We start from the raw sequence: 22,002 nt of genomic DNA, 5'->3' as shown, positions 1-22,002 counted from the left end.
GCCGCACTTCCCTTCCCCGCAAGAGACCACCATGCCCCACCTGCACATCGAATACACCGACAACCTCACCGGCCTGAACGAGCGCGAGCTGATGCGCGAACTCAACGCCGTGGTCTGCGCCCATCCCACGGTGGCCGACGAGGCCGACGTCAAGGCCCGCATCGCACGCCTGTCGGACTTCTACATCGGCAACCAGCCCGACAACCGCGGCTTCGTGCATGTGCAGCTGCAGCTCATGGCCGGCCGCACCGAGCAGGCCAAGAAGGAAATGTCGGACGGCCTGGCCGCCGTGCTGCGCCGCCTCGTGCCCCAGCCCGCGGGCATCATGGTCCAGCTCAGCGTGGACGTGGCCGACATGGACAAGGCCACCTATTTCAAGGGCCGCCTGTAATCGCTGCGCGACCCGCGCCCTTGGCCCTGCCCGCCGCGCCCCGTGCCGGCGGGCATCGCTTTTTGTCCTGTCCGGCAGCGCGGCGGCGCATCGGATAAAGTCCGGCGACCATGACCGCGCCGCACACACCTTCTACCGCCACCCGTTCCACGCACTGGCTGCTGGCCCTGAGCCTGATCCTCATCGCCTGCAATCTGCGCCCGGTGTTCGGCAGCCTCTCGGTGGTGCTGCCCGAGATCATGCGCGACACCGGCCTGTCCGCCACGGGCGCCAGCGTGCTGACCACGCTGCCCATTCTGTGCCTGGGCGTGTTCTCGCTGCCCACGCCGGCGCTGTCGCGCCGCTTCGGCGCCGAGCGCGTGCTGCTGCTCGCTCTGCTGCTGATCGCCGGTGGCACGCTGCTGCGCGCCGTGGGCAGCATTGCGGCCCTTTTTGCGTCGGCCGTGCTGGCCGGCGCCGGCATCGCCATGGGCAATGTGCTGCTGCCCGGGCTGATCAAGCGCAGCTTTGCCACCCGGGCAGCGCTGATGATGGGCCTCTACACCCTGGCCGTGTGCGCAGGCGCCTCGTCGGCCGCAGCCTTCACCGTGCCCATGGAGATGCACTGGTTCGGCGGCGCCTGGGCCCCGGCGCTGGCCGCCTGGGCGGGGCTGGCACTGCTGGCGCTGCTGGTCTGGGCACCCCAGGCCTTGCGTGCCGCGCCCGTGAAGACCGATGCCGCCGCCCATGCGGGCAGCCTGCTGCGCTCGGCCCTGGCCTGGCAGGTGACGCTGTTCATGGGCCTGCAGTCGGCGCTGGCCTATATCGTCATGGGGTGGCTTGCGCCCATCCTGCGCGAGCGCGGCATCGCCAGCGAGACTGCCGGCTACCTGGTGGCAGCCTCCATCCTCATGCAGCTGGTGGCCAGTCTGTTCACGCCGCCGCTGGCCGCGCGCCTGCCCAACCAGCGCGGCTTTGCCCTGGCCCTGTCGGCCATGATCCTCGCGGCCTTCCTGGGCCTGCTGTGGGGGCCGCTGGGCGCGCCCATGTGGGCCTGGGCCGTTTTGCTGGGCCTGGGCCAGGGCGGCTCGTTCGCGCTGGCATTGAGCCTGATCGTCATGCGCAGCGGCAATATGCACACCACGGCCCGGCTGTCGGCCATGGCTCAGGGCTGGGGCTATGCGCTGGCGGCCTGGGGCCCGCTGCTGGTGGGCGTGCTGCGCAGCATGACCGGCAGCTATCTGTCCTCGGTCTGGCTGGTCGTGCTGCTGTGCATTGCCACGGCAATCGCCGGCTGGGGCGCGGGCCGCAACCTGCAGGTGCAGACCTCGAACTCCTGAAACCATAGCTGGCTGCGCTGGTTACAACTGATATTTTGGCTGCCATTCATCTGAAAACCTTGCCAGCCATGCGCCGGCCGCTGCGATTGCATGAGCACTTCCGATAGCCCTACCGCCACCCGCCTGCGCTGCCCGCAATGCCGGCGCGCGCTGCGCACCTGCGTCTGCGCGCTGGCCCGGGCCGTGCCGCACGAGGTTCAGGTGCTGATCCTCATGCACCCCATGGAAGTGCACGAAGCCAAGGGCACGGGCCATCTGCTGCACCTGTGCCTGCCGCACAGCCGGCTTCTGGTGGGCGAATGCTTCGATGCAGCCGCACTGCGGCAGGCCCTGTACGGGGATTGGGACGAAACCGCAGGCGCCGGACCGCGCCACAGCGTGCTGCTCTACCCCGACACGGGGCTGCAGGACGCGGCCCTCGGGCTTGCCGCCGCGGCGCCGCTGCCCACGCCCTGGCCCTGCGCGCCATCAGGGCTGCGCCTGGTCGTCCTCGACGGAACCTGGCGCAAAAGCCGCAAGATGCTTTATGCGAATCCGGCTCTGCAGTCCCTGCCGCGCCTGGCCCTGCAGGATGTGCCGGCCGGTCGCTATGCGATCCGCAAGGCGCATCTGCCGGGGCAGTTGTCCACCTTCGAAGCCACCGCTCTGGCCCTGGGCCGGTTGCAGGGCTGGACCGACGGCGCGCCGCAGCACGCACGGCTGCAATCGGTGTTCTCGGACTTCATGGCCCGGCAGGCCGCCATGCGGGACGCAAACCGGAACCCCCAGGCAAAAAGCCTGCAGGGGCAGCCTGCAGGCTTTTGAATCCGTTGCCGCAAACGGGCTTCACTTCATCGGTTCGATTCCAGTTGCTGCACGGCTTCGATGGCCCGGGCAGCTTCGGCCGCCGCAGTGCGCTCGGCCTTGGCGTTGCGCTTGGCGCTGCCCATATCGTCGGGCACGCGGGCCGGGTCAGCCAGGTTGTCGCGGGTGTTCTTCTGCACCGCGATCGCACCGAACAGGGCCAGCGCAAAGGCCATGGCGTAAAAGCCTTTTTCGCTCAGCTGCAGCGCGGCATTGAACAGGCCCGTGCCCAGCAGCAGCACCGCGATGATCAGCGCCATCCAGCTGATGCCGTAGTAGATGCCCGTGACGGCAATGCCTTCGAGCCGGTCGCGCACCGTTTTCTGCAGCGAGATGGCCGCATACAGGCCCAGCACCAGCACGGCGAAGTAATAGCCTTTTTCGTTGAGCTGCATGCCCGCATTCCACAGCCCCGCCATGAAAGCCACGATGCCCAGCAGCAGCGCGGCCCAGGAGGCGGCGACAAAGGCCGAGGAAGGCTTGTGGCTGTGCAGTTGCGGTGTGCTCATCGGTTTGCTCCAGAAGTTATGGTGCCGCGATGGTGGCCGCAACCCACATGTTTTTCCACCCAAAAACCACCAGGTATCACAAAACGGTACCCAAAGCGTTCCAACGCGCCACACGACGGGCTGCAGAATGCATTCAGCGGGCGAAGAAAAAGCGCACCAGCGCCCAGGACAGCGCGAACAGGAAACCGTAGAAGAAATGGTTGATGCGCAGCAGCGGCTCCCCCCCGGCGCGCGCGCCAGGCGCCCATGGCGGCCATCAATGCGCCCACGGCCACGGGCGTGAACAGCAGGTTGAGCCAGCGCAGCGGCCCCGCGGGCGTGAGGTGATGGCCCAGCACGAGCAGGCTGAGCCCGCCCAGCACGGCACCGAAGATCATGTAGCCCAGCGCGGCCAGCCAGGGATTGGGCGGCTGGCGAAACGGCTCGGCTAGCGAATGCAGGCCCAGCTCCACCAGGGCCTCGCCCACGACCTGCAGCAAAAATTCGCCCAGCAGCTGCAGCAGAAACTCAAGCACGGGCCGGCGGCCGGCCGGGCCGGAGTTCAGTCATCGATATCGGCATCGCTGTCGGACTCGTCCTCGATGGCGCTGTTGAGCTCTTCCTGCACATGGGGCGGCATGCCTTCGTCCCAGCCGTTGTCGTCGCAATAGGCATAGATGTCGATCTGCTCTCCGGGCACGGGCTCGAACATGATCGGGGGAATGGTCCAGGCCGCCTCCTTGGCCGGCACGGCCTCGGCCGTCCAGTCGTAGCCCGGGTGCTTGGGATTGCCCGTGGGCGATGCCAGGTCGTTGCGCGGGTCCCAGCCTATGGAGGGCGCCGCGAGATCGCCCCTGGCAAAGCGCTGGTGCAGCGCCTGGATCTGGTGCCAGCCCGTGCGGTTGATCGCAGGCACCTTGTCCTCCGACGCATAGTGCTGGTAGTAGGCAGGCTGCAGATACCAGTACAGCGCCTTGGCCACCGCCGGCTCCAGCCGGGGCTGCTTGATGATCCAGTCCACCAGCGCCCCGTTGCCGTCATAGTTCATGGTGCAGACCGTGGCCAGCCATTGCACGGGCTTGGCATCGGCCAGGAATTCCTGCATCAGATCGAGATACAGCGCATCAAAGTCCTCGTCTTCCATGGTGCCGTCTCCGTTGTGTGGTTGAGGGCAGCGCCGCACAAGCACCTCGCGCGCGTCGCGAAGAGCCGTTCAACGTCGCCTTGGGCCATTGTGTCACGCGCGCCGCAGTCAATGCGCGCTGATCAGCTGTGCCTCCAGCCAGCCGCGCAGGCTGTTGACAAAGGCCCAGCCCTCGATCTGCGGCACCTCGTCGATGCGCACCACGCGCTCGCTCACGCGCCCCTGGGACAGCGCCAGCGCGCGGCCCACGCCGGGCAGCAGCCCACAGGCCAGCGGCGGCGTGACCCAGCGGCCATCCAGCTGCATGCAGACATTGCCGCGCGTGCCTTCGGTGATCTCGCCGTTGTCGTTGTGCAGCACCACGTCGAACACGTGGGCGCCGCGGGGGCGGAAAGCGTTGTAGTGCGCGCGGCGCGAGGTCTTGAAGCGCACCCAATCGCTTTGCGCCACGCTGTTGGCTATCGGCTGCTGCGCCAGCTCCAGCCGCACGGGCGTGGCCGAGGGCTGCAGCGGCTCTGCTGCAATCTGCACCTGTCCCTGCGCATCCAGCGCCAGCCGCACGCGCCAGTCGCCGGCCGCCTTCTGCTGTTGCAGCGCCTGCATCTGCGCTTCCAGCGCCGCCTGGTGCAAGGGATAGCCGAAGTGCTGGGCCGCGATCTGCAGCCGCGCCCAGTGCAGCGGCCAGTTCTGCCAGCGGCCGTCCTTCAGGGCCAGGGTTTCCAGAATTTCAAAATCCATTCATTCCTCTTCAAAGCGCTTGGATCGCCGCCAATCCTGCCAGAAACCGCTGCTTGTGCTGCCATTCCTGCCACTCGGCCTCGGCCGTGGCGCTGGCCGTGATGCCGCTGCCGATGCCGCAGCGCAGTGCCTGCCCCTGCAGCACCACGGTGCGGATGGGCACGTTGAACGTGGCATGGATGCCGCCGGGCCTGGCCGAGGGCCGCACCACCCCCAGGGCGCCGCAATAGATGCCGCGCGGCTCCGGCTCCAGCGCGCGGATCAGGCGCATGGCCTGGCGCTTGGGCGCGCCCGTGATCGAGCCGCAGGGAAACAGCGCGGCAAAGACATCGCGCAGGCGGATGCCGGGCCGGGTGCGGGCCTCCACGTCCGAGGTCATCTGCCAGACCGCGGGCAGCGGCTCGGCATGGAACAGCCGCGGCACCTTGACGCTGTGCGGCACGGCGATGCGCGAAAGGTCGTTGCGCAGCAGATCCACGATCATCACGTTCTCGGCCCGCTCCTTGGGAGAGGCGCGCATGGCCTGCATGCGCGCCTCGTCCTCCTGCGGCGTGGCGCCGCGCGGCGCCGTGCCCTTCATGGGGCGCGTGAGAATGCGCTCGCCGTCCCAGTCGAAGAACAGCTCGGGCGAGACGGACAGGGCCTGCATGCCGCCGCCGTCGACCATGGCCGCATAGCCGCCGGGCTGGGCCCGGCGCAGGCGCGCAAACAGCGCATGGGCGGTCTGCCGCGCGCTCAGGCCTTCCGCGCCGCCGAGCCGGCCCTTGAGGGGCGAGGTGTAGTTGACCTGATAGCAGTCGCCGGCGGCAATGGCCTCATGGATGCGGGCCACGTCGGCATCGAAGCGCGCGCGCCCGCCTGGCTCCGGTTGCCATTGCACATGCAGGACATCCGGCGACGGCTGCGGCAGAACGTCCGCGCCCAAGGCATCCGGTGCCTCGTGCACGCCGAACCAGGCCAGGGGCGACCTGCTGCCCGGTTCATGCACCGCGCCGGTATGCACCGCGCCGGCATAGGCCTTGTCCAGGCCGGCCGCCGCCTCGTAGGCCAGCCAGCCCACGCACCAGCGGCCGCCTTCGGCCGCCTGCTGCACGGCATCGAGCACGGCCGGAACCTGCTGCGGCTCATAGGCTGCCAGCACCTGCAGCGGCGGCGCAAAGCCCCATTGCAGCCGGTCGGCCCCGGCATCCCGGGGATTGGAGAAATCGATGACGGAGGAATACAAGGGAAAAGGCCTCAAACGCAGAGCTGGCGAGCGCAAGCCGCTATCAAAGCAGGATGGCGCAAGCAGGCAGGCATCACGCCGCGCCCAGATGGGGCACCAGGCGCGGCACCAGGGCCGCCGCCGCATGCCGGCCCTGGGCCTTGAGGGCCGCGGTAAAGCCCAGCATGCGGTCTATGGGCAGGCGTGCCCGCTTCACCAGGTCGGCAGGCACGTGGACTGCATTGTCCCCGGTTTCCAATACCCTGAGCACGTCGGCCAGGCCGTTCATGGCCATCCACGGGCAGTGCGCGCAGCTCTTGCAGGTGGCACTGCTGCCGGCCGTGGGCGCCTCCATGAAGCGCTTGTGGGGCAGCAGCTGGCGCAGCTTGTGCAGCAGGCCGTTGTCGGTGGCCACGATGAACTCCTGCGCGTCCAGGGTCTTGGCGGCCTGGATGATGGCGCTGGTGGAACCCACGGCATGCGCCATGGCCACGATCTCGGCCGAGCTTTCGGGGTGCGCCAGCAGCCTGGCGCCGGGATGCTCCTGCATCAGCGCCTGCAGCTCGAAGGCCTTGAACTCGTCGTGCACGATGCAGGCGCCGTTCCACAGCAGCATGTCCGCGCCGGTCTGCTCCTGGATGTAGCGGCCCAGGTGGCGGTCGGGCGCCCACAGGATCTTGTGGCCGGCCTCCTTGAGGGCGGCGACCACCTCCAGCGCGCAGCTGGAGGTGACCACCCAGTCGGCGCGCGCCTTGACCTCGGCGCTGGTATTGGCATAAACCACCACGGTGCGGTCGGGATGCAGGTCGCAGAAGGCCGAGAAGTCGGCCGCCGGGCAGCCCAGGTCCAGCGAGCAGGTGGCGTCCTGGTCGGGCATGAGCACGGTCTTCTCGGGCGAGAGGATCTTGGCTGTCTCTCCCATGAAGCGCACGCCCGACACCACCAGGGTCTGCGCCGCATGGTCGCGCCCGAAGCGCGCCATCTCCAGCGAATCGCTGACGATGCCACCGGTCTCCTCGGCCAGGTCCTGCAGGTCGGGATGCACATAGAAGTGCGAGACCATCACCGCGTTGCGCTTTGCCAGCTCCGTGCGGATACGGTCCTTGAGCCGCTGCCGCTCGGCGGGCGCGGGTTCGGCCGGCACGCGCGCCCAGGCATGGCGCGTGGTGCAGGCCGTGGCCTGCGGCAGGGCCTGGTTCCATTGCGGCAGCTCGTATTCCACGGTCTTGCGCGCGGCCGGGTGGTCTGAATGGGAGCGCGTAGGCAGCGCTGTCAGCATGGGGTCTCCTCCGTTGCCATGGGCCGCTTTTTGTGGATGGCGGCTGGATTGAAAGACGGGCAGCATACAGTCACCTAGGTGACAGCCGCAAGCCGCCGGCGCCGCAAAAGCGGCGTCTCCGGCGGAAAACTGCTTCAGCGGATTTCCATCCAATGGCATGGCCGGCCCGCGCGCTCGGGCCCGCGCCGCGGCGGGAGGGCGCAGGCAAGGCAACTCCGCTCACCTGCCGGCCGGGGACTGCGACTCGTACCTGGCCACGGCCTCCCGGTAGTCCGGCCCCGCCAGCAGGCGCTGGTACTCGGCATAGGCCCGGCGGTATTCGGCGCTCTGCTCGGATTCCACATAGCCCGTGGGCGATGGCAGATAGCCCAGGCCCGAGCGCTGGAACATTTCCAGATCGGCCAGCACCTCGGCACGGCTTCTGAAGGCGGCCGACATGCCATCGCCGGCAGATGCCGGGGCATTCTCGGCCATGGCGGCAGCGGAAACGGCGGCCACCGCAGCGGCAACAAACAAGCTGGTGAGGGAGCGCATGTTCATTCCTTTCGGCTCGCCGAAGCGGCCAGGAAATCTGCCTCGCCGCGGCAAGGAATGAACTATGTGCCGGCTCCTGGCGATAGTCTGTACGTTTTCTCACGCAAAAAGCAATTTCGCGGTGCCGGCCGTCAGCGCGCCTCATCCAGCAGCAGGCGCAGGCCGTCGACGCGGCAAATGCGCAGGTTGCGCCCCTCGCGCCGCAGCAGGCCCTGGCGCACCAGCCGCGCCATCTCGCGCGCGACCTCTTCGCGGCTGGTGCCCAGCATCAGGGCCAGGTCGCTCTGGCGCGGCGCGGGCGCCAGCAGGGCCTGGTCGCCCGCGATGCCCGCATGCTCTGCCAGCTCCAGCAGCAGGGCATGCAGGCGCCCGCGCACCGACAGCGTACCCTGGCGGACCAGGCGCCGCGCGAGCACGCCGGTCATCTCGCCCAGATGCTGGACCATGGCCCGCATGACCAGAATCTCGCTCATGATCAGCGCTTCCATCTCCTCGGACGAAAGCGAGGCCACCAGGCTTTCCTGCACCGCATGCACCTGCACCAGCACATGCTTCGATGGCTGTGGCGGCGCAAATGCACCGAAGAAGAACCCCGGCTCCAGGTTTCCCAGAATCATGGTGCGGCCGCTGGCACTGCAGCTGCCCAGGCTCAGCAGGCCACCGACCAGCACATACGTGCGCCGGTCCGTATAAGGGCCATGCAGCATCTGCCCGGGCTGCAGCCGGTGCCACCGGCATTGCGCAGCCAGCACGGCCAGTTTTTCGTCCGACAGCGACCGCAGCCAGTCCACGCCGCGCAGGCCTTGCCAGGCCACGGACGCGGCAATCGGCAAGGCCGACGGAAATTCCTGCGCATCCAAGGGCATACCGATGACCTCAAGCGGGAAAAGACGGAACGCATAACGCCAGACGCCGTGCGGCCGGACCGAGCCGCCGGTACAGCATAGTATCGGTGCATCAGCCATGCACAGTCTATTTACGGTTGTTATGCCAACCCCGCATCGCATAGACTCGCGGGCAATTTGCCCTGTAATGTGCAAGCGCCCCCGGCCTGGCGCCTGCACGTTTCCTGGCCGACCAAGACAAAGGAGACCCCATGTCCGCTACAGCAGCCACCGCCACAGGCACGCCCTACGGCACCATCCCCCCCGCTTCGCCGCTGCCCCAGCGCCGCCCCATCAGCCTGCCGCGGCTGGCGCAGATGCGCGCGGCCGGCGAGAAGATCACCATGCTCACGGCCTATGACGCCACGTTTGCCGCCGTGGCCGACGCCGCCGGCGTGGAATGCATTCTGGTGGGCGACTCGCTGGGCATGGTCTGCCAGGGCCTGCACAGCACCGTGGGCGTGACGCTGGAGGACATGGCCTACCACACGGCCAGCGTCACGCGCGGCCTGCACCGTGCCCAGGGCACGGCCTGGGTGATCGCCGACCTGCCCTACGGCAGCTATGCGGAAAGCCGCGAACAGGCCTTGCGCAGCAGCTGCGCCCTGATGCAGGCCGGGGCCCACATGGTCAAGCTCGAGGGCGGCGGCTGGACAGCCCCTACCGTGGAATTCCTCGTGGAGCGCGGCATTCCCGTCTGCGCCCACCTGGGCCTGACGCCGCAGACCGTGCACGCGCTGGGCGGCTACCGCGTGCAGGGTAAGGACGACGTGGCGGCCAACACGCTGCGCCGCCATGCCCATGCATTGCAGGATGCAGGCGCCTCCATGCTGGTGCTGGAGATGGTGCCCGCGGCCCTGGCCGCCAGCCTGACCGAGGAGCTGCAGCACTGCCACACCATCGGCATAGGCGCGGGTAACGGCACGGCCGGCCAGGTGCTGGTGCTGCACGACATGCTGGGCGTGAACCTGGGCAAGATGGCCAAGTTCGTGCACAACTTCATGCAGGATGCGGGCAGCGTCAAGGGGGCCATGCAGGCCTATGTGGAAGCCGTCAAGAACGGCTCCTTCCCCAACAACGAACTGCATGCCTGGTAGGCCCGGCAGGCAGCACCGCGACTTTTCCGTTCTTCCCGTTCAAGCCATGCAAATCGTCCATACCATCGCCGACCTGAGAGCCGCACTCGCCACCGCGCTTGCCGGCCGCGGCCGCCCCGCCTTCGTGCCCACCATGGGCAACCTGCATGAAGGCCACCTGTCGCTGATCCGGCTGGCGCGCCAGCACGGCGAGGTGACCGTGGCCAGCATCTTCGTGAACCGCCTGCAGTTCCTGCCGCACGAGGACTTCGACAGCTATCCGCGCACCTGGGAGGCCGACTGCGCCAAGCTGCAGGCCGAAGGCTGCGACATCCTGTTCGCCCCGCGCGAGGCCGACCTCTACCCCGAGCCCCAGACCTTCAAGATCCAGCCCGACCCGGCCCTGGCCGACATCCTCGAGGGCGAGTTCCGCCCCGGCTTCTTCACCGGCGTCTGCACCGTGGTCATGAAGCTGTTCCAGGCCGTGTTCGCCACCACCGGCGGCGGCACGGCCGTGTTCGGCAAGAAGGACTACCAGCAGCTCATGGTGATACGCCGCATGGTGCAGCAGTTCGCCCTGCCCGTCGACATCGTTGCCGGCGAGACGGCACGCGCCGAAGGCGCGAGCGGCGGTCTGGCCTGAGCTCGCGCAACGGCTACCTGAGCGAAGCGCAGCGCGAGCAGGCCATTGCGCTGTCCAGGGCGCTGAAGACCCTGGCCGAAGCCGCACGGCAGGGCGGCAACCTGGCCGCGCTGGAAGCACAGGCCATGCAGGCACTGCGCGCCCAGGGCTGGGAGCCCGACTACCTCACTGTGCGCCAGCGCGGCAATCTGCTGCCGCCGGCCGATGCAACGACCGGCGAGCTGGTGGCCCTGGGTGCCGCGCGCCTGGGCGGCACACGGCTCATCGACAACCTGGAGTTCTAGATAAAGCCCCCTGGGTCGCTTCGCGCCTTCCCCCCGGAAGGGGACAGCGCCTTCGGCGGGGCGGCTCCTGCCCGGCGTTTCCAGCCTGGAACGCGCCCAGTTCACGCGCAGTGGATAGTTTTTCCCTCGCTCAACACTGATAGGAATCCACGGAGCACCGGCTGGCCGGTGCCCGCAGCTCCAGCCCCCTGCCCTGCACACGGCAGCGCGCGCCGCTGGCAAACTCCAGCTCCAGCGCAAAAGATGCCGTACTCTGCAGCGGCACGGGCAGCGCGGTTCTGCGCTCGCCGTCCAGCACCACCGTGCCGCCGGCCAGCCGGCCAAGGCAGCCGGACTCCATCTCCACCCGCCCCGGCTGCCCGCATATCAGCAGCAGCGGCATCCATCGGCCCTCGCCCCCCTCGGACACCCGGCCCGCGGCAAAGCGCACGCTCAATTGCTGCGGAGTCTGTTGCAGCTCGGCAACCTCGGAATCGGAAAATTCGAACACCATGGACGCGAGCATAAGCGCGAGTCGCATGCGCTGCAGCGGCCTGCAGACCGGCCATGCATACTCGGGCATCCAATCCGGGAGACATGGATGAGCGACAAGCTATACCTCGAGGATCTCTACGAAGGCCAGAAATTCGTCAGCGGCGACCACCCGCTCGACGAAGCCCAGATCGTGGCCTACGCCAGGCAGTTCGACCCGCAGGTCTTCCACCTCGACGCCGATGCCGCGCAGAACACCTTCTTCCAGGGCCTGGCGGCCAGCGGCTGGCATACGGCCTCCATCAGCATGCGCCTGGTCACCGAAAGCATTCCCCTGGCCGACGGCATCATCGGCGGCGGCGTGGAGGAGCTGGCCTGGCCCCAGCCCACGCGCCCCGGCGACGTGCTGCACCTGGAATCCGAGATCGTGGAGATCATTCCCTCGCGCTCCCGCCCGGACCGCGCCATGGTGCGCCTGCTGTGCCAGACCAAGAACCAGCGCGGCGAAGTGCTGCAGCGCTTCCGCCCCAAGCTTCTGGCCTTCAGGCGGCCCGCATAGGCCTTCGGAAACGGCTTCAAGGGACGCTCTGTTGCGCCAGCGCAAAGCCAGGGCGGCGGCAGCCGGCCAAGCTCGGGCATGGCCAGGAAGTTTCCTCTCCACCCTGCGCATCCCGGGCGCAACTGCTGGGGCTGCGACCGATCTGGCGCCCATGACGCCATGGCTTGCGGCAACGGCTCGGACCGCGCGCCGCACCCTGCGGAAATGTGCGGCGACGGCTGGGCGCAGTGGGAGCCTGCGCCGGCTTCGCGGCCCTCCAAGGCCACCACGGACAGAGCCGCCTGCGGCGGGCAATCCGCGCAGGCCTGAAAGCCCTTTGGCCTTGTGGCTCGCTCGCACCCGCAGGGATCGGCGCCATGCCGATGCGGCCTTCATTCCCACGCAATATCCGCCTTAATACCTAAAACATATATCTCCGTCGAAAAATATTCTTTTCTGTTTTAAACCTGCATTTCGACAATTCAGCCAGCTCCAACGCTCCGGTTTTTGCAGCAATACGCCTGCTTGGACCAGGGCGCCGGATTCAATGACTTTCATTTCCATCAGGGAGATCGGGTTTTATGGCGCTGAAGAAATTGATCACCGCAACCGCTGCCGCCGCCGCGGTGCTGGCCTCGGGTGCGGCCTGGGCGGACCGCCTGCAGGACATCCGGAATGCGGGCGTGCTGCGTGTGGCAGCCTTCGATTCCAACCCTCCTTTCGGCTTTGTCGACCCCAAGACGCGCCAGATCGTGGGCCTGGACGTGGACTATGCCCACGAGTTCGCCAGGCGCCTGGGCGTGAAGCTGCAGCTGGTGCCCACCAACCCCGCCAACCGCGTGCCGCTGCTGCTGTCGGGCAAGGTGGACCTGGTGCTGGCCAACTTCACCATCACCGAGGAGCGCGCCAAGCAGGTGAATTTCAGCATTCCCTACTTCGCCTCGGGCACGCAGTTCCTCGTGCCCAAGGGCAAGCTCAGTGCGCCCGAGCAGCTCAGCGGCCTGCGCATCGGCGTGGACAAGGGCACGACCAACGAAATCGTGTTGCGCGAGAAATACCCCCAGGCCACGCTGGTGGCCTACGACGACACGCCGTTTGCGTTCACCGCGCTGCGCAACGGCAATGTGCAGGCGATCTCCCAGGACGGCCCCAAGCTCGTGGGCCTGCTGGCCACCATCAAGAATCCGCAGGAACGCGCCAAATGGGAGGTGCCGCCCTTTGCCATCTCCAGCGACTTCATCGGCGTGGGCCTGCCCAAGGGCGAGGCGGCGCTGACCGACTGGGTCAACGCCACGCTCAAGGACCTCGAATCCAAGGGGCAGGCCGGCCGGATCTATGACGCCTGGTTCGGCCCCCAGAGCAATACGCCGCTGCAGCGCAACTTCAGGATCGGAGACAAAGCCTGATCCCCGAGGCGCTGCGCGCCTGCCTCCAAAGCGGCGTGGTGCGGCAGGGACGCACCTTCGCCGCCAGGCGGCTCTGGCGCGGTGCCTGCGGGCTCGGGATTCGCCGCTTCCAAAGATTTTTTATATGGAAATGGCTTGCAACCATTGCCGGATAAGCGGTGGCAGCTACGCTTTTTGAATATCCGACTTCTTTTCAAGCGCCTGAAGCATCTTCAGGCGCTTGCCCTTCCCCATGATTGCTTTCACGGACTGGCCCCGGCAACTGCTGGCTGCCAGGTACTGGGGCTGGCTGCTCGATGGCGCGGCCACCACCCTGCTGGCCTCGCTGCTGGTCATTGCCGCCGCCACGCTGCTGGGCATGCTGTTCGCCGTGGCGCGCACCGCGCCGCTGGCGCCCGTGCGCCAGGCGGCCGGCCTCTACCTTTCCGCCTTTCGCAACACGCCGCTGCTGGTGCAGCTGTTCTTCTGGTATTTCGGTGTGCCGGGACTGCTGCCGCAAGAGTGGGCCGCGTGGCTCAACCGCCCGCACCGGCTGGAGCTGGGGGCTTTCGGCATCGGCTGGCCGTCGTTCGAGTTTGTGGCTGCCCTGTGGGGGCTGGTGCTGTATTCCACCGCCTACGTGGGCGAGGAAATACGTGCCGGCCTGCGCAGCGTGCCGCGCAGCCAGGCGCAGGCCGCCCTGTCCCTGGGCATGCGGCGCGCGCAGGTGCTGCGGCATATCGTGCTGCCCCAGGCGCTGGCCCGGATCGTGGCGCCGCTGTTCGGGCAGTACATGAACATCGTCAAGAACACCTCGCTGGGCATGGCCATAGGGCTGATGGAACTGTCGTACCGCGCGCGCCAGGCCGAGGCCGAGACCTTCCAGTCCTTCCAGGTCTACGGCATTGCCACCATGCTCTACATCGCGCTGGTCGCGGCCCTGGAAATGCTGGGCCGGCATCTCCAGAACCGGCGCCGCTGGGGCCGCATCCGCCTGGAGCGCACATGAACTTCTCCGCCCTCGCCGACGACTGGCAGTACCTGCTGTGGGGCACGTTTCCCGACGGGCCGCCCGGCGGCGCGCTGCTCACGCTGATGCTGAGCGGCCTCTCGGGCGTGGTATCCGCCATGCTGGGACTGGTACTGGGCATTGCCCTGGCCCTGGGCCAGGACAGCGCCGGCCCCGCGGCGCGGCTGCTGCGCATCGTGCTGGGCTTTCTGCGCGCCATACCGGTGCTGATGCTGATCTTCTGGAGCTACTTTCTGCTGCCCGTGCTGTTCGGCCTCGACGTGCCCGGCATGTTCTCCGTGGTCTGCGCGCTGTCGCTGATCGGCGCGGCCTATCTGGCCCACGGCGTGGCGGCCGGCATCCACGCCGTGGCGCAGGGGCAGTGGGATGCGGGCGCGGCGCTGGGCTTCACGCGCTGGCAGGTCCTGCGCATGGTGATACTGCCGCAGGCGCTGGCCGTCATGCTGCCTTCTTTCGTGAACCAGTGGGTCACGCTGGTCAAGGACAGCTCGCTGGCCTATATCGTGGGCGTGGGCGAGCTGTCCTTTCTCGCCACCCAGGTCAATGCACGGCTGATGGTCAACCCGGCCGAGGTGTTTCTCTTCGTGGGGGCCATCTACTGGCTGCTGTGCTCGCTGCTCCATCTTCTGGCCGGGGCCGTGGCAGCCAGGCTGCGGCCCGAGCACCTCTGAGCGCACGCCGGGCCCGGAGCCGCTCGCATACCGTCCCCAGCCGTTTCCGGTCGCCCCCGGCCAAGCCGGCCGAGCCCGGCATCCGGCTCAATGCAGAAGACTAGGCCTGGACGGACTGCAGCAGGGCCGCGACCAGCCAGTCCACTTCCGGCACCGCGGGCCGGTGCAGCGGCAGCAGCATGTGCACCTGGAAAGGTATCGAGAATGCCAGCGGCCGCACCACCAGCTGCGGCCCGGCGCAGGCGCGGGCCGTGAGCGGGTTGACGACGGCCACGCCCAGCCCCTGCTGGACCATGGCGCAGACGGCCACGGCGCTATGGGTTTCCAGCCGCATCTGGCGCTCCACGCGCGCCCTGGCGAACACGGCATCGATCTGCTGGCGGTAGGGATCGTCGCGCGCCAGGCTGATGAAGGATTCGCCCGCAAAGTCCTCGGCCCCGAGCACGCTGTGCTGCGCCAGCGGGTGACCGGCAGGCAGCACGGCCACTTCGTCCAGCGCCGGCAGCGGCAGGCTGCGCGTGCCGGGCGGCGCATCGGCCAGTTCGGAAAGGCCCAGGTCGTAGCGCTGGGCCGCCATCCACTCCTGCAGCAGCGGCGCCTCCTGCGTGGCCACGCTGACGGAAACCGGACCGTGGCCGGCATGCAGCAGCGCCAGGGCCCGGGGCAGCAGCGCATGGCTCAGCGCCGGCAGGCACAGTACATGCAGGCTGGCCTGGTGCGGCCGGCCCAGCTCCAGCGCGCGCTCCACCACCCGGTCCAGCCCCGCCCAGCTGCGCTGCACCTCGTCCCACAGCTGCAGGGCGCGGGCATTGGGCCGCAAACGTCCCTGGGAACGGTCGAACAGCGCATAGCCCAGGAGCTGTTCCAGCCGCGCAAGCTCGCGGCTCACCGTGGGCTGGGAGGTGAACAGCATGGAAGCCGCGCCCGTGGCCGTTCCGGTGAGCATGAGGGCTCTGAAGACCTCGATATGGCGGTGGGCGATGCGTTCGGGCACTGGAACGGGCAGCGGTTCTGACATACCCAGAGCATATCCATAATGAATAGACTACTCAAAAGCAAGCATTGGACTGCATGCATCGACATGGGCACCATGGGCGGCGAATCAGACGGAATCCCCAACAGCCATGTCCAATCCCTTCACTCCCGCCCAACTCTGGTCCCTGGCCGATCGATACGGCACCCCGCTGTGGGTGTATGACGCAGCCACCATCCGCGAGCGCATCGCCCAGCTGCAGGCCTTCGACACCGTGCGCTTTGCCCAGAAGGCCTGCTCCAACATCCACATCCTCCGGCTGATGCGCGAACAGGGCGTGAAGGTGGATGCCGTCTCGCGCGGCGAGATCCTGCGCGCGCTGGCCGCAGGCTTCACGCCGGGCTTTGGCGAGCCGGCCGACATCGTCTACACCGCCGATGTGATGGACGAGGCCACGCTGGCCACCGTGGTGGAGCACAAGGTGCCCGTGAACGCCGGCTCCATCGACATGCTGCACCAGCTGGCCGCGGCCTCGCCCGGCCACCACGTGTGGCTGCGCATCAACCCCGGCTTCGGCCACGGCCACAGCAACAAGACCAATACCGGCGGCGAGCACAGCAAGCACGGCATCTGGCACAGCGAGCTGGAAGCGGCGCTGGCCGCCATCCGCGCCGGCGGCCTGGTGCTGGCCGGCCTGCACATGCACATCGGCTCGGGCGTGGACTACGGCCACCTGCAGGAAGTCTGCGGCGCCATGGTCAAGCTCGTGGAACGCACCAAGGCCGCAGGCCATGACCTGCATGCCATCTCGGCCGGCGGAGGCCTGTCCATTCCCTACCGCAAGGGCGACGCCACCATCGACACCGCGCACTACCACGGCCTGTGGGATGCAGCGCGCAAGCAAGCCGAGAGCATCGTGGGCCACAAGCTGGGCCTGGAGCTGGAGCCCGGCCGCTTCCTGGTGGCCGAATCGGGCGTGCTGCTGGGCACGGTGCGCGCCACCAAGAATGCCGGCAGCAATCATTTCGTGCTGGTCGATACCGGCTTCAACGAGCTGATGCGCCCCGCCATGTACGGCAGCTTCCATGCCATGGACGTGCTGCGCCGCGACGGCGCCGCCCTGCCCGCGCGCGACAGCGTGGTGGCCGGCCCGCTGTGCGAATCGGGCGACGTGTTCACCCAGGGCGACGGCGGCGTGGTGCTGCCGCGCGCGCTGGCCGGTGCCAGCGTGGGCGACCTGCTCGTGATCCATGACACGGGCGCCTACGGCAGCTCCATGTCCAGCAACTACAACACGCGTCCGCTGGCCGCCGAAGTGCTGGTGGACGGCACCGACGCCCGGCTGATCCGCCGGCGCCAGACGGTGGAGGAACTGCTGGCACTGGAACTGAGCCTCTGATTCGATAGCTGCCAGCGCTTTGCTGGCAAGGGTTTCAGGCAAAAAAATGCCTGAAATCCATTCTCCATCGGGCACCGGCAGGGGTGCCCTGCGCGCTTTTTCCATGCCACAGCACTCCGCTTCATTGGCCCACCGGCACACGCTGACGGGCATTGCCTTCACGGTGCTGGCCTGCGCCTGCTTTTCGGTACTGGACACCGGCTCCAAATACGCGGGCGCCCTGCTGCCGCTGCTGATGGCGCTGTGGCTGCGCTATGTGCTGCAATCGGCATTGACCGTGGGTTTCGGCGTTGCCAGACACGGGCTGGATATCTTTCGCACGCAGCGCCCCGGCTTCCAGTGCCTGCGCGCCGTGCTGTTTTGCCTGAGCAATGCACTGGCCATGCTGAGCCTGCGCTACCTGCCGCTGGCCGAATTCACCGCCGTGGTGGCCCTCACGCCGCTGGCGCTGACCCTGGTGGCCGCGCTGTGGCTGCGCCAGCGCGTCAGCCCGCTGCGCTGGGTGCTGGTGGGCCTGGGCTTTGCCGGCACGCTGGTCATCATCCGGCCCGGTGCCAATTTCAGCGGCTGGGCACTGTTCTGGCCCGTGCTGCAACTGGCGGCCAACACGGCCTACCAGGTGCTCAGCAGCCGCATGGCAGGCAAGGAACGGCCGCTGACAACGCAGATCTACACCAGCCTGCTGGCGCTGGCCCTGACCTGCGCCACCCTGCCCTGGACCTGGCAGCTGCCGGACACGGCAGCGCTGTGGCTGGCCGGCATCGCCATGGGCGTGGGCAGCGCGGTCGGGCACCTGATGCTGCTCAAGGCCTACGAAAAAGCCCAGCCCGCCACCATCACACCGTTCCTGTACAGCCAGATCCCCTGCGCATTGCTGGCCGGCTGGCTGGTCTACGGCCACATCCCCGACCAATGGGCCGTGATCGGCATGGCCATGGTCGCGGCCTGCGGCGCGGCCAGCGCCTGGCTCAGCATGAGGGAGTTACGTTGACCCCCTGAGCGGCTTCGCCGCTTCCCCTTGAAAGGGGGACGACGGCCTTTGCTGCGGGGCGGCCCATGCTGGCCGTCTCGCACCTGAAACACGCCAGTTTCAAGATCAGCTCTCCGGCTTCGGGTCGCGGCCCATCAGGTGCTCCACGGCCTGGGCTGCCGTGATGCGGCCATCGAGCAGGTCCACCACGGTTTCGGCGATCGGCATCTCCACCTGCAGCAAACGCGCGCGCGCCAGCACGGTGCGTGCGCTGTAGACGCCTTCGGCCACATGGCCCAGGGAGGCCACGGCCTGTTCCAGCGTCCGGCCTTGGGCCAGCAGCAGGCCGACTTTGCGGTTGCGCGACAGGTCACCGGTGGCGGTCAGCACCAGATCGCCCAGGCCGGACAGTCCCATGAAGGTTTCCGTGCGCGCGCCCAGGGCCACGCCCAGGCGCGTCATTTCCGCCAGGCCGCGCGTCACCAGCGCCGCCCGCGCATTGAGCCCCAGCTGCAGGCCGTCGCAAAGCCCGGTGGCAATGGCCAGCACGTTCTTCACGGCGCCGCCCACTTCCACGCCCACGATGTCGCTGTTGGCATAGACGCGCAGGGCGCCGCCATGGAAGGCGGTCACCAGCTGCTCGGTCACCTGCGCGTGCTGGCTGGCCGCCACCAGGGCCGTGGGCTGCTGGCGCGCCACCTCGGCCGCAAAGCTGGGGCCGCTGAGCACGCCGCTGCGCAGTCCGGGCGCCACCTGCTGGCAGATTTCATGCGCCATCAGGCCGTAGGCGCCCGCCGGTGCGCCGGGCGGCACGGCCTCGAAGCCCTTGCAAAGCCAGGCCACGGGAACCGCGCAATCCTTGAGCCGGCCCAGCCATTCGCGCAGTGCCGCCATGGGCGTGCCGAGAACGACCAGATCGGCCGCGTGGACATGGCCCATGACATCGCCATGCACCACGGCCAGCGCCGCCGGAAACCGCACGCCCTGGAGATAGCGGCTGTTGGCCCGCTCGGCCTGCATGGCCTGTGCCTGGGCTGCGTCGCGCGCCCAGAGCACCACGGAACGATCTTCGCCATGCGCCGCCGCGCTGATGGCCAGCGCCGTACCCCAGGCGCCAGCACCGATGACAACAATTTTCATAGCCGCCGAGATTAACCCGCCCGAAATGCAAAAGAGGCCGCTGGGGCCTCTTTTTCTTGTCGCAAGCCCGGGATGGCTTACTGGGGCAGCTGGCCTTCGGCCTGTGCCGCTGCGGCCTGCTGCTGCTCGTACATGGCCTGGAAGTTGATTTCGGCCAGGTGCACGGGAGGGAAGCCCGCACGGGTCACGATGTCGGCCACGTTGCCGCGCAGGTAGGGATAGATGATCTGCGGGCAGGCGATGCCGATCACGGCGCCCATCTGGTCTTCGGGCACGTTGCGGATCTCGAAGATGCCGGCCTGCTTGGCTTCCACCAGGAACACGGTCTTGTCCTGGATCTTGGTCTGCACGGTCGCGGTCACGGCCACTTCAAAGACGCCTTCGGCCACGGGAGTGGCTTCCACGCCCAGCTGGATGTCCACATTGGGCTGCTCCTGCTCGAGCAGGATGGCGGGCGAATTGGGCTGCTCGAGCGACACGTCCTTCAGGTACACGCGCTGGATCTGGAAAACGGGGGTTTCTTGTTCGGCCATGATGGGGTCGGTCTTTCAGGAATAGGGATTCAATGCAATGAAAAGGCCCGCTGCAACGCGCTGTCGCAGCGGGCTCTTCCATGGGAAATAGCAGCTTGCATTATGCAGTGTGCACCGGCGGGCGTCGGCAGATCTCGCAGGCGCCGCGGCATTCGGGCATCAGGATTGCAGCAGGGGCACCAGGCCGCCCTTGGCGTCGAGCGCCATCAGGTCGTCGCAGCCGCCCACATGGGTTTCGCCGATGAAGATCTGCGGCACCGTACGGCGGCCCGTGACCTCCATCATGTGGCTGCGTGCGGCAGGATCGGCATCGATGCGGATTTCCTCGATCTGCTCCACACCCTTGGATTTCAGGATCTGCTTGGCACGGATGCAATAGGGGCAGACAGCGGTGGTGTACATCTTCACGGCTTGCATGGGGGCAACTTCCTCGACTTCATAGCAGCGGCCCGCGCGTGGCGCCCGGACAGCGATTCAAAACACGGCATCGGGCAGGCCCGATGGAAACCAGCTGGGGGCGGTTTACGCTTTCTCAACCGGCAGGCCGGCATCGCGCCAGGCCTTCATGCCGCCAGCCAGCGCCTGGGCCTTCTCATAGCCCAGCTTCCGGGCGATGCCCTCGGCACGGGCGGCTCGCGCGCCCTTGGCGCACACCAGCACCACCGGCAGCTGCTTGTTCTTGACCATGGAAGGCAGCTTTTCCTCGAACTGGCCCAGCGGCAGATTCTTGGCACCGTTGACATGGCCGGCAGCGAACTCCTCGGGCTCGCATACATCCAGCACCACGGCTTTTTCGCGGTTGATCAGATGCACGGCTGCAGCGGCCGACAGCGAACCGCCGGCAGCGCCACGTACAACGGGCAGCACCAGCATGACGCCCGAAGCCGCGGCGATCAGAATCAGGTACCAGTTATCAATAATGAATTTCACGTCATTCCTCGGGATGGCAAACCGGCCGATTTTAGGGGCAGGCCCGAACCCGGGGCACGGCGGCATTCCCGGCCCGACCCAAGGTCAAGAAGATAGCCGCTCTGCCACTGCCCTGCAGCGCAAGCGGGTACTGCGATTTCCGTCCTCCGGCCCGCCGATGCGGCCGCTACGCGCGACAGCCCTGCACCCCTGTGCGGGGCCCAGGAAAGGCCAAAGCTCTAAAATGCCAGTTTTGACTTAGCGTCATTACTGCTTTGCTACTTTGAGAGAATCCATGTACAAGCTCGTTCTGATCCGCCACGGCGAATCCACTTGGAACCTTGAAAACCGCTTTACCGGCTGGACCGATGTGGATCTGACCGCCACCGGCGTAGAGCAGGCCAAGCAGGCCGGCCGTCTGCTCAAGGCCGAAGGCTACGATTTCGATGTGGCCTACACCAGCATGCTCAAGCGCGCCACGCGTACGCTGTGGCATGTGCTCGACGAGATGGACCGCACCTGGCTGCCCGTGGTGCACAGCTGGCGTCTGAACGAGCGCCATTACGGCGGCCTGCAAGGCCTCAACAAGGCCGACATGGCCAAGCAGTACGGCGAAGCCCAGGTGCTGCAGTGGCGCCGCAGCTATGACGTGCCGCCGCCGGCCCTGGAAGCCAGCGACCCGCGCAGCGAGCGCAGCGATGTCCGCTACGCCAAGCTGCAACCCGAGCAGATCCCGCTGACCGAATGCCTCAAGGACACCGTGGCCCGCGTGATTCCGTTCTGGGAAGAGTCCATGGCCCCCGCCATCAAGGCCGGCAAGCGCCTGGTCGTCACGGCCCATGGCAATTCCATCCGGGCACTGGTCAAGTATCTGGACCATATCTCCGACCAGGACATCGTGGGCCTGAACATTCCCAACGGCATTCCTCTGGTCTACGAACTGGACGCCGACCTCCAGCCCATTCGCCACTACTATCTGGGCGATGCCGCAGCTGCAGCCAGCGCCGCGGCAGCCGTGGCCTCCCAGGGCAAGGCCTGAAAAGCGTGAAACCGTCTGCGGAGCCGCTGCCGGCTCCGCAGACGCGCTGGCCATCGCTTTATGCCCGGCACCCGCAAGCCCGCAACCCTGGGGAACCTCGTGGGTCAAGCACCGCTC

26 protein-coding genes and 1 pseudogene are annotated in these 22,002 nt (G+C 67.7%); 13 read left to right on the top strand and 14 right to left on the bottom strand.

Going from position 1 to position 22,002, the window contains the following annotated elements; translation table 11 throughout:
- Positions 1 to 31: 31 nt before the first annotated feature.
- From V8Z74_RS08455 to V8Z74_RS08445, 3 genes are all read left to right on the top strand, one after another.
- On the top strand, positions 32 to 391 hold the full coding sequence (locus V8Z74_RS08455; RefSeq protein ID WP_066477849.1) for a 5-carboxymethyl-2-hydroxymuconate Delta-isomerase: 360 nt from the start codon (positions 32 to 34) through the stop codon (positions 389 to 391).
- A gap of 110 nt (positions 392 to 501) precedes the next feature.
- Positions 502 to 1,710, top strand: coding sequence for a CynX/NimT family MFS transporter (locus V8Z74_RS08450; RefSeq protein ID WP_349708866.1), 1,209 nt, complete (start codon positions 502 to 504; stop codon positions 1,708 to 1,710).
- Positions 1,711 to 1,800: 90 nt separating this feature from the next.
- Positions 1,801 to 2,514 carry a tRNA-uridine aminocarboxypropyltransferase gene (locus V8Z74_RS08445; protein ID WP_349708865.1) on the top strand — a complete coding sequence of 238 codons (714 nt, stop codon included), beginning with the start codon at positions 1,801 to 1,803 and terminating at the stop codon, positions 2,512 to 2,514.
- A gap of 26 nt (positions 2,515 to 2,540) precedes the next feature.
- On the opposite strand, the gene yiaA is transcribed toward V8Z74_RS08445, so the two are convergent.
- The 8 genes from yiaA to V8Z74_RS08405 form a co-directional block, all read right to left on the bottom strand.
- Positions 2,541 to 3,062, bottom strand: coding sequence for an inner membrane protein YiaA (gene yiaA, locus V8Z74_RS08440; RefSeq protein ID WP_066477836.1), 522 nt, complete (start codon positions 3,060 to 3,062; stop codon positions 2,541 to 2,543).
- Positions 3,059 to 3,577 carry a hypothetical protein gene (locus V8Z74_RS08435; RefSeq protein ID WP_349708864.1) on the bottom strand — a complete coding sequence of 173 codons (519 nt, stop codon included), beginning with the start codon at positions 3,575 to 3,577 and terminating at the stop codon, positions 3,059 to 3,061. Before V8Z74_RS08435 ends, yiaA begins: the two co-directional genes overlap by 4 nt.
- A 26-nt stretch (positions 3,578 to 3,603) precedes the next feature.
- Positions 3,604 to 4,185: a DUF4274 domain-containing protein gene (locus V8Z74_RS08430; RefSeq protein WP_349708863.1), complete on the bottom strand. Its 582-nt coding sequence runs from the start codon at positions 4,183 to 4,185 to the stop codon at positions 3,604 to 3,606.
- A 108-nt stretch (positions 4,186 to 4,293) separates the two neighbouring features.
- Positions 4,294 to 4,923, bottom strand: coding sequence for an aminotransferase class IV (locus tag V8Z74_RS08425; RefSeq protein WP_349708862.1), 630 nt, complete (start codon positions 4,921 to 4,923; stop codon positions 4,294 to 4,296).
- Positions 4,924 to 4,933: 10 nt separating this feature from the next.
- A complete protein-coding gene (gene pabB, locus V8Z74_RS08420) occupies positions 4,934 to 6,148 on the bottom strand; it encodes an aminodeoxychorismate synthase component I (RefSeq protein ID WP_349708861.1) in 1,215 nt (404 codons plus the stop codon).
- Between the two features lie 73 nt (positions 6,149 to 6,221).
- Positions 6,222 to 7,406: a quinolinate synthase NadA gene (gene nadA / locus V8Z74_RS08415; protein WP_349708860.1), complete on the bottom strand. Its 1,185-nt coding sequence runs from the start codon at positions 7,404 to 7,406 to the stop codon at positions 6,222 to 6,224.
- A gap of 219 nt (positions 7,407 to 7,625) precedes the next feature.
- Positions 7,626 to 7,940: a DUF4148 domain-containing protein gene (locus tag V8Z74_RS08410; protein ID WP_349708859.1), complete on the bottom strand. Its 315-nt coding sequence runs from the start codon at positions 7,938 to 7,940 to the stop codon at positions 7,626 to 7,628.
- Positions 7,941 to 8,071: 131 nt separating this feature from the next.
- The gene (locus tag V8Z74_RS08405; RefSeq protein WP_349708858.1) at positions 8,072 to 8,806 is read right to left on the bottom strand and encodes a Crp/Fnr family transcriptional regulator; all 735 of its coding nucleotides are present in this window, start codon (positions 8,804 to 8,806) and stop codon (positions 8,072 to 8,074) included.
- 230 nt (positions 8,807 to 9,036) lie between these two features.
- On the opposite strand from V8Z74_RS08405, the gene panB reads away from it, so the two are divergent.
- Both panB and panC read left to right on the top strand, forming a co-directional pair.
- Positions 9,037 to 9,921, top strand: a complete 885-nt coding sequence (panB, locus tag V8Z74_RS08400) for a 3-methyl-2-oxobutanoate hydroxymethyltransferase (protein ID WP_349708857.1) — start codon at positions 9,037 to 9,039, stop codon at positions 9,919 to 9,921.
- Between the two features lie 46 nt (positions 9,922 to 9,967).
- Positions 9,968 to 10,827 (top strand): annotated as a pseudogene (gene panC, locus V8Z74_RS08395) (pantoate--beta-alanine ligase).
- Positions 10,828 to 10,957: 130 nt separating this feature from the next.
- Here panC and V8Z74_RS08390 read toward each other — a convergent pair.
- Entirely contained in the window at positions 10,958 to 11,347 is a 390-nt protein-coding gene (locus V8Z74_RS08390; protein ID WP_157081971.1) for a hypothetical protein, read from the bottom strand.
- A gap of 60 nt (positions 11,348 to 11,407) precedes the next feature.
- Here V8Z74_RS08390 and V8Z74_RS08385 point away from each other — a divergent pair, with 60 nt between their 5' ends.
- From V8Z74_RS08385 to V8Z74_RS08365, 5 genes are all read left to right on the top strand, one after another.
- Positions 11,408 to 11,857 carry a MaoC family dehydratase gene (locus V8Z74_RS08385; RefSeq protein ID WP_066477799.1) on the top strand — a complete coding sequence of 150 codons (450 nt, stop codon included), beginning with the start codon at positions 11,408 to 11,410 and terminating at the stop codon, positions 11,855 to 11,857.
- Between the two features lie 78 nt (positions 11,858 to 11,935).
- Positions 11,936 to 12,166 carry a DUF3079 domain-containing protein gene (locus V8Z74_RS08380; protein ID WP_349708856.1) on the top strand — a complete coding sequence of 77 codons (231 nt, stop codon included), beginning with the start codon at positions 11,936 to 11,938 and terminating at the stop codon, positions 12,164 to 12,166.
- A gap of 251 nt (positions 12,167 to 12,417) precedes the next feature.
- Positions 12,418 to 13,242, top strand: a complete 825-nt coding sequence (locus tag V8Z74_RS08375) for an ABC transporter substrate-binding protein (RefSeq protein ID WP_349708855.1) — start codon at positions 12,418 to 12,420, stop codon at positions 13,240 to 13,242.
- A gap of 232 nt (positions 13,243 to 13,474) precedes the next feature.
- On the top strand, positions 13,475 to 14,230 hold the full coding sequence (locus V8Z74_RS08370; RefSeq protein ID WP_349708854.1) for an amino acid ABC transporter permease: 756 nt from the start codon (positions 13,475 to 13,477) through the stop codon (positions 14,228 to 14,230).
- The gene (locus V8Z74_RS08365) at positions 14,227 to 14,922 is read left to right on the top strand and encodes an amino acid ABC transporter permease (RefSeq protein ID WP_349708853.1); all 696 of its coding nucleotides are present in this window, start codon (positions 14,227 to 14,229) and stop codon (positions 14,920 to 14,922) included. Before V8Z74_RS08370 ends, V8Z74_RS08365 begins: the two co-directional genes overlap by 4 nt.
- 100 nt (positions 14,923 to 15,022) lie before the next feature.
- On the opposite strand, the gene V8Z74_RS08360 is transcribed toward V8Z74_RS08365, so the two are convergent.
- Positions 15,023 to 15,940, bottom strand: a complete 918-nt coding sequence (locus V8Z74_RS08360; RefSeq protein ID WP_349708852.1) for a LysR family transcriptional regulator — start codon at positions 15,938 to 15,940, stop codon at positions 15,023 to 15,025.
- A 106-nt stretch (positions 15,941 to 16,046) separates the two neighbouring features.
- Here V8Z74_RS08360 and lysA point away from each other — a divergent pair, with 106 nt between their 5' ends.
- Positions 16,047 to 17,294 (top strand): diaminopimelate decarboxylase, encoded by a 1,248-nt coding sequence (gene lysA, locus V8Z74_RS08355; RefSeq protein WP_349708851.1) that lies wholly within the window; start codon positions 16,047 to 16,049, stop codon positions 17,292 to 17,294.
- 103 nt (positions 17,295 to 17,397) lie between these two features.
- Entirely contained in the window at positions 17,398 to 18,285 is an 888-nt protein-coding gene (locus tag V8Z74_RS08350) for a DMT family transporter (protein ID WP_349708850.1), read from the top strand.
- A 105-nt stretch (positions 18,286 to 18,390) separates the two neighbouring features.
- Here V8Z74_RS08350 and V8Z74_RS08345 read toward each other — a convergent pair whose 3' ends face one another.
- The 4 genes from V8Z74_RS08345 to V8Z74_RS08330 form a co-directional block, all read right to left on the bottom strand.
- Positions 18,391 to 19,404, bottom strand: a complete 1,014-nt coding sequence (locus tag V8Z74_RS08345; protein ID WP_066477783.1) for an NAD(P)H-dependent glycerol-3-phosphate dehydrogenase — start codon at positions 19,402 to 19,404, stop codon at positions 18,391 to 18,393.
- Positions 19,405 to 19,481: 77 nt separating this feature from the next.
- Complete coding sequence (gene secB / locus V8Z74_RS08340; protein WP_066477781.1) at positions 19,482 to 19,937, bottom strand: protein-export chaperone SecB; 456 nt, start codon at positions 19,935 to 19,937, stop codon at positions 19,482 to 19,484.
- A 159-nt stretch (positions 19,938 to 20,096) separates the two neighbouring features.
- Positions 20,097 to 20,354, bottom strand: coding sequence for a glutaredoxin 3 (gene grxC, locus V8Z74_RS08335; protein WP_066477772.1), 258 nt, complete (start codon positions 20,352 to 20,354; stop codon positions 20,097 to 20,099).
- 105 nt (positions 20,355 to 20,459) lie between these two features.
- The gene (locus tag V8Z74_RS08330) at positions 20,460 to 20,867 is read right to left on the bottom strand and encodes a rhodanese-like domain-containing protein (protein WP_066477771.1); all 408 of its coding nucleotides are present in this window, start codon (positions 20,865 to 20,867) and stop codon (positions 20,460 to 20,462) included.
- A gap of 274 nt (positions 20,868 to 21,141) precedes the next feature.
- Between V8Z74_RS08330 and gpmA the strand changes: the two genes are divergently transcribed.
- Positions 21,142 to 21,885, top strand: a complete 744-nt coding sequence (gene gpmA, locus V8Z74_RS08325) for a 2,3-diphosphoglycerate-dependent phosphoglycerate mutase (RefSeq protein WP_349708849.1) — start codon at positions 21,142 to 21,144, stop codon at positions 21,883 to 21,885.
- Positions 21,886 to 22,002: the final 117 nt, after the last annotated feature.

This window comes from Comamonas sp. w2-DMI (genome assembly GCF_040187735.1).
Classification (GTDB): domain Bacteria; phylum Pseudomonadota; class Gammaproteobacteria; order Burkholderiales; family Burkholderiaceae_C; genus Comamonas; species Comamonas terrae.
This window is presented reverse-complemented; position numbering and strand designations above follow the sequence as displayed.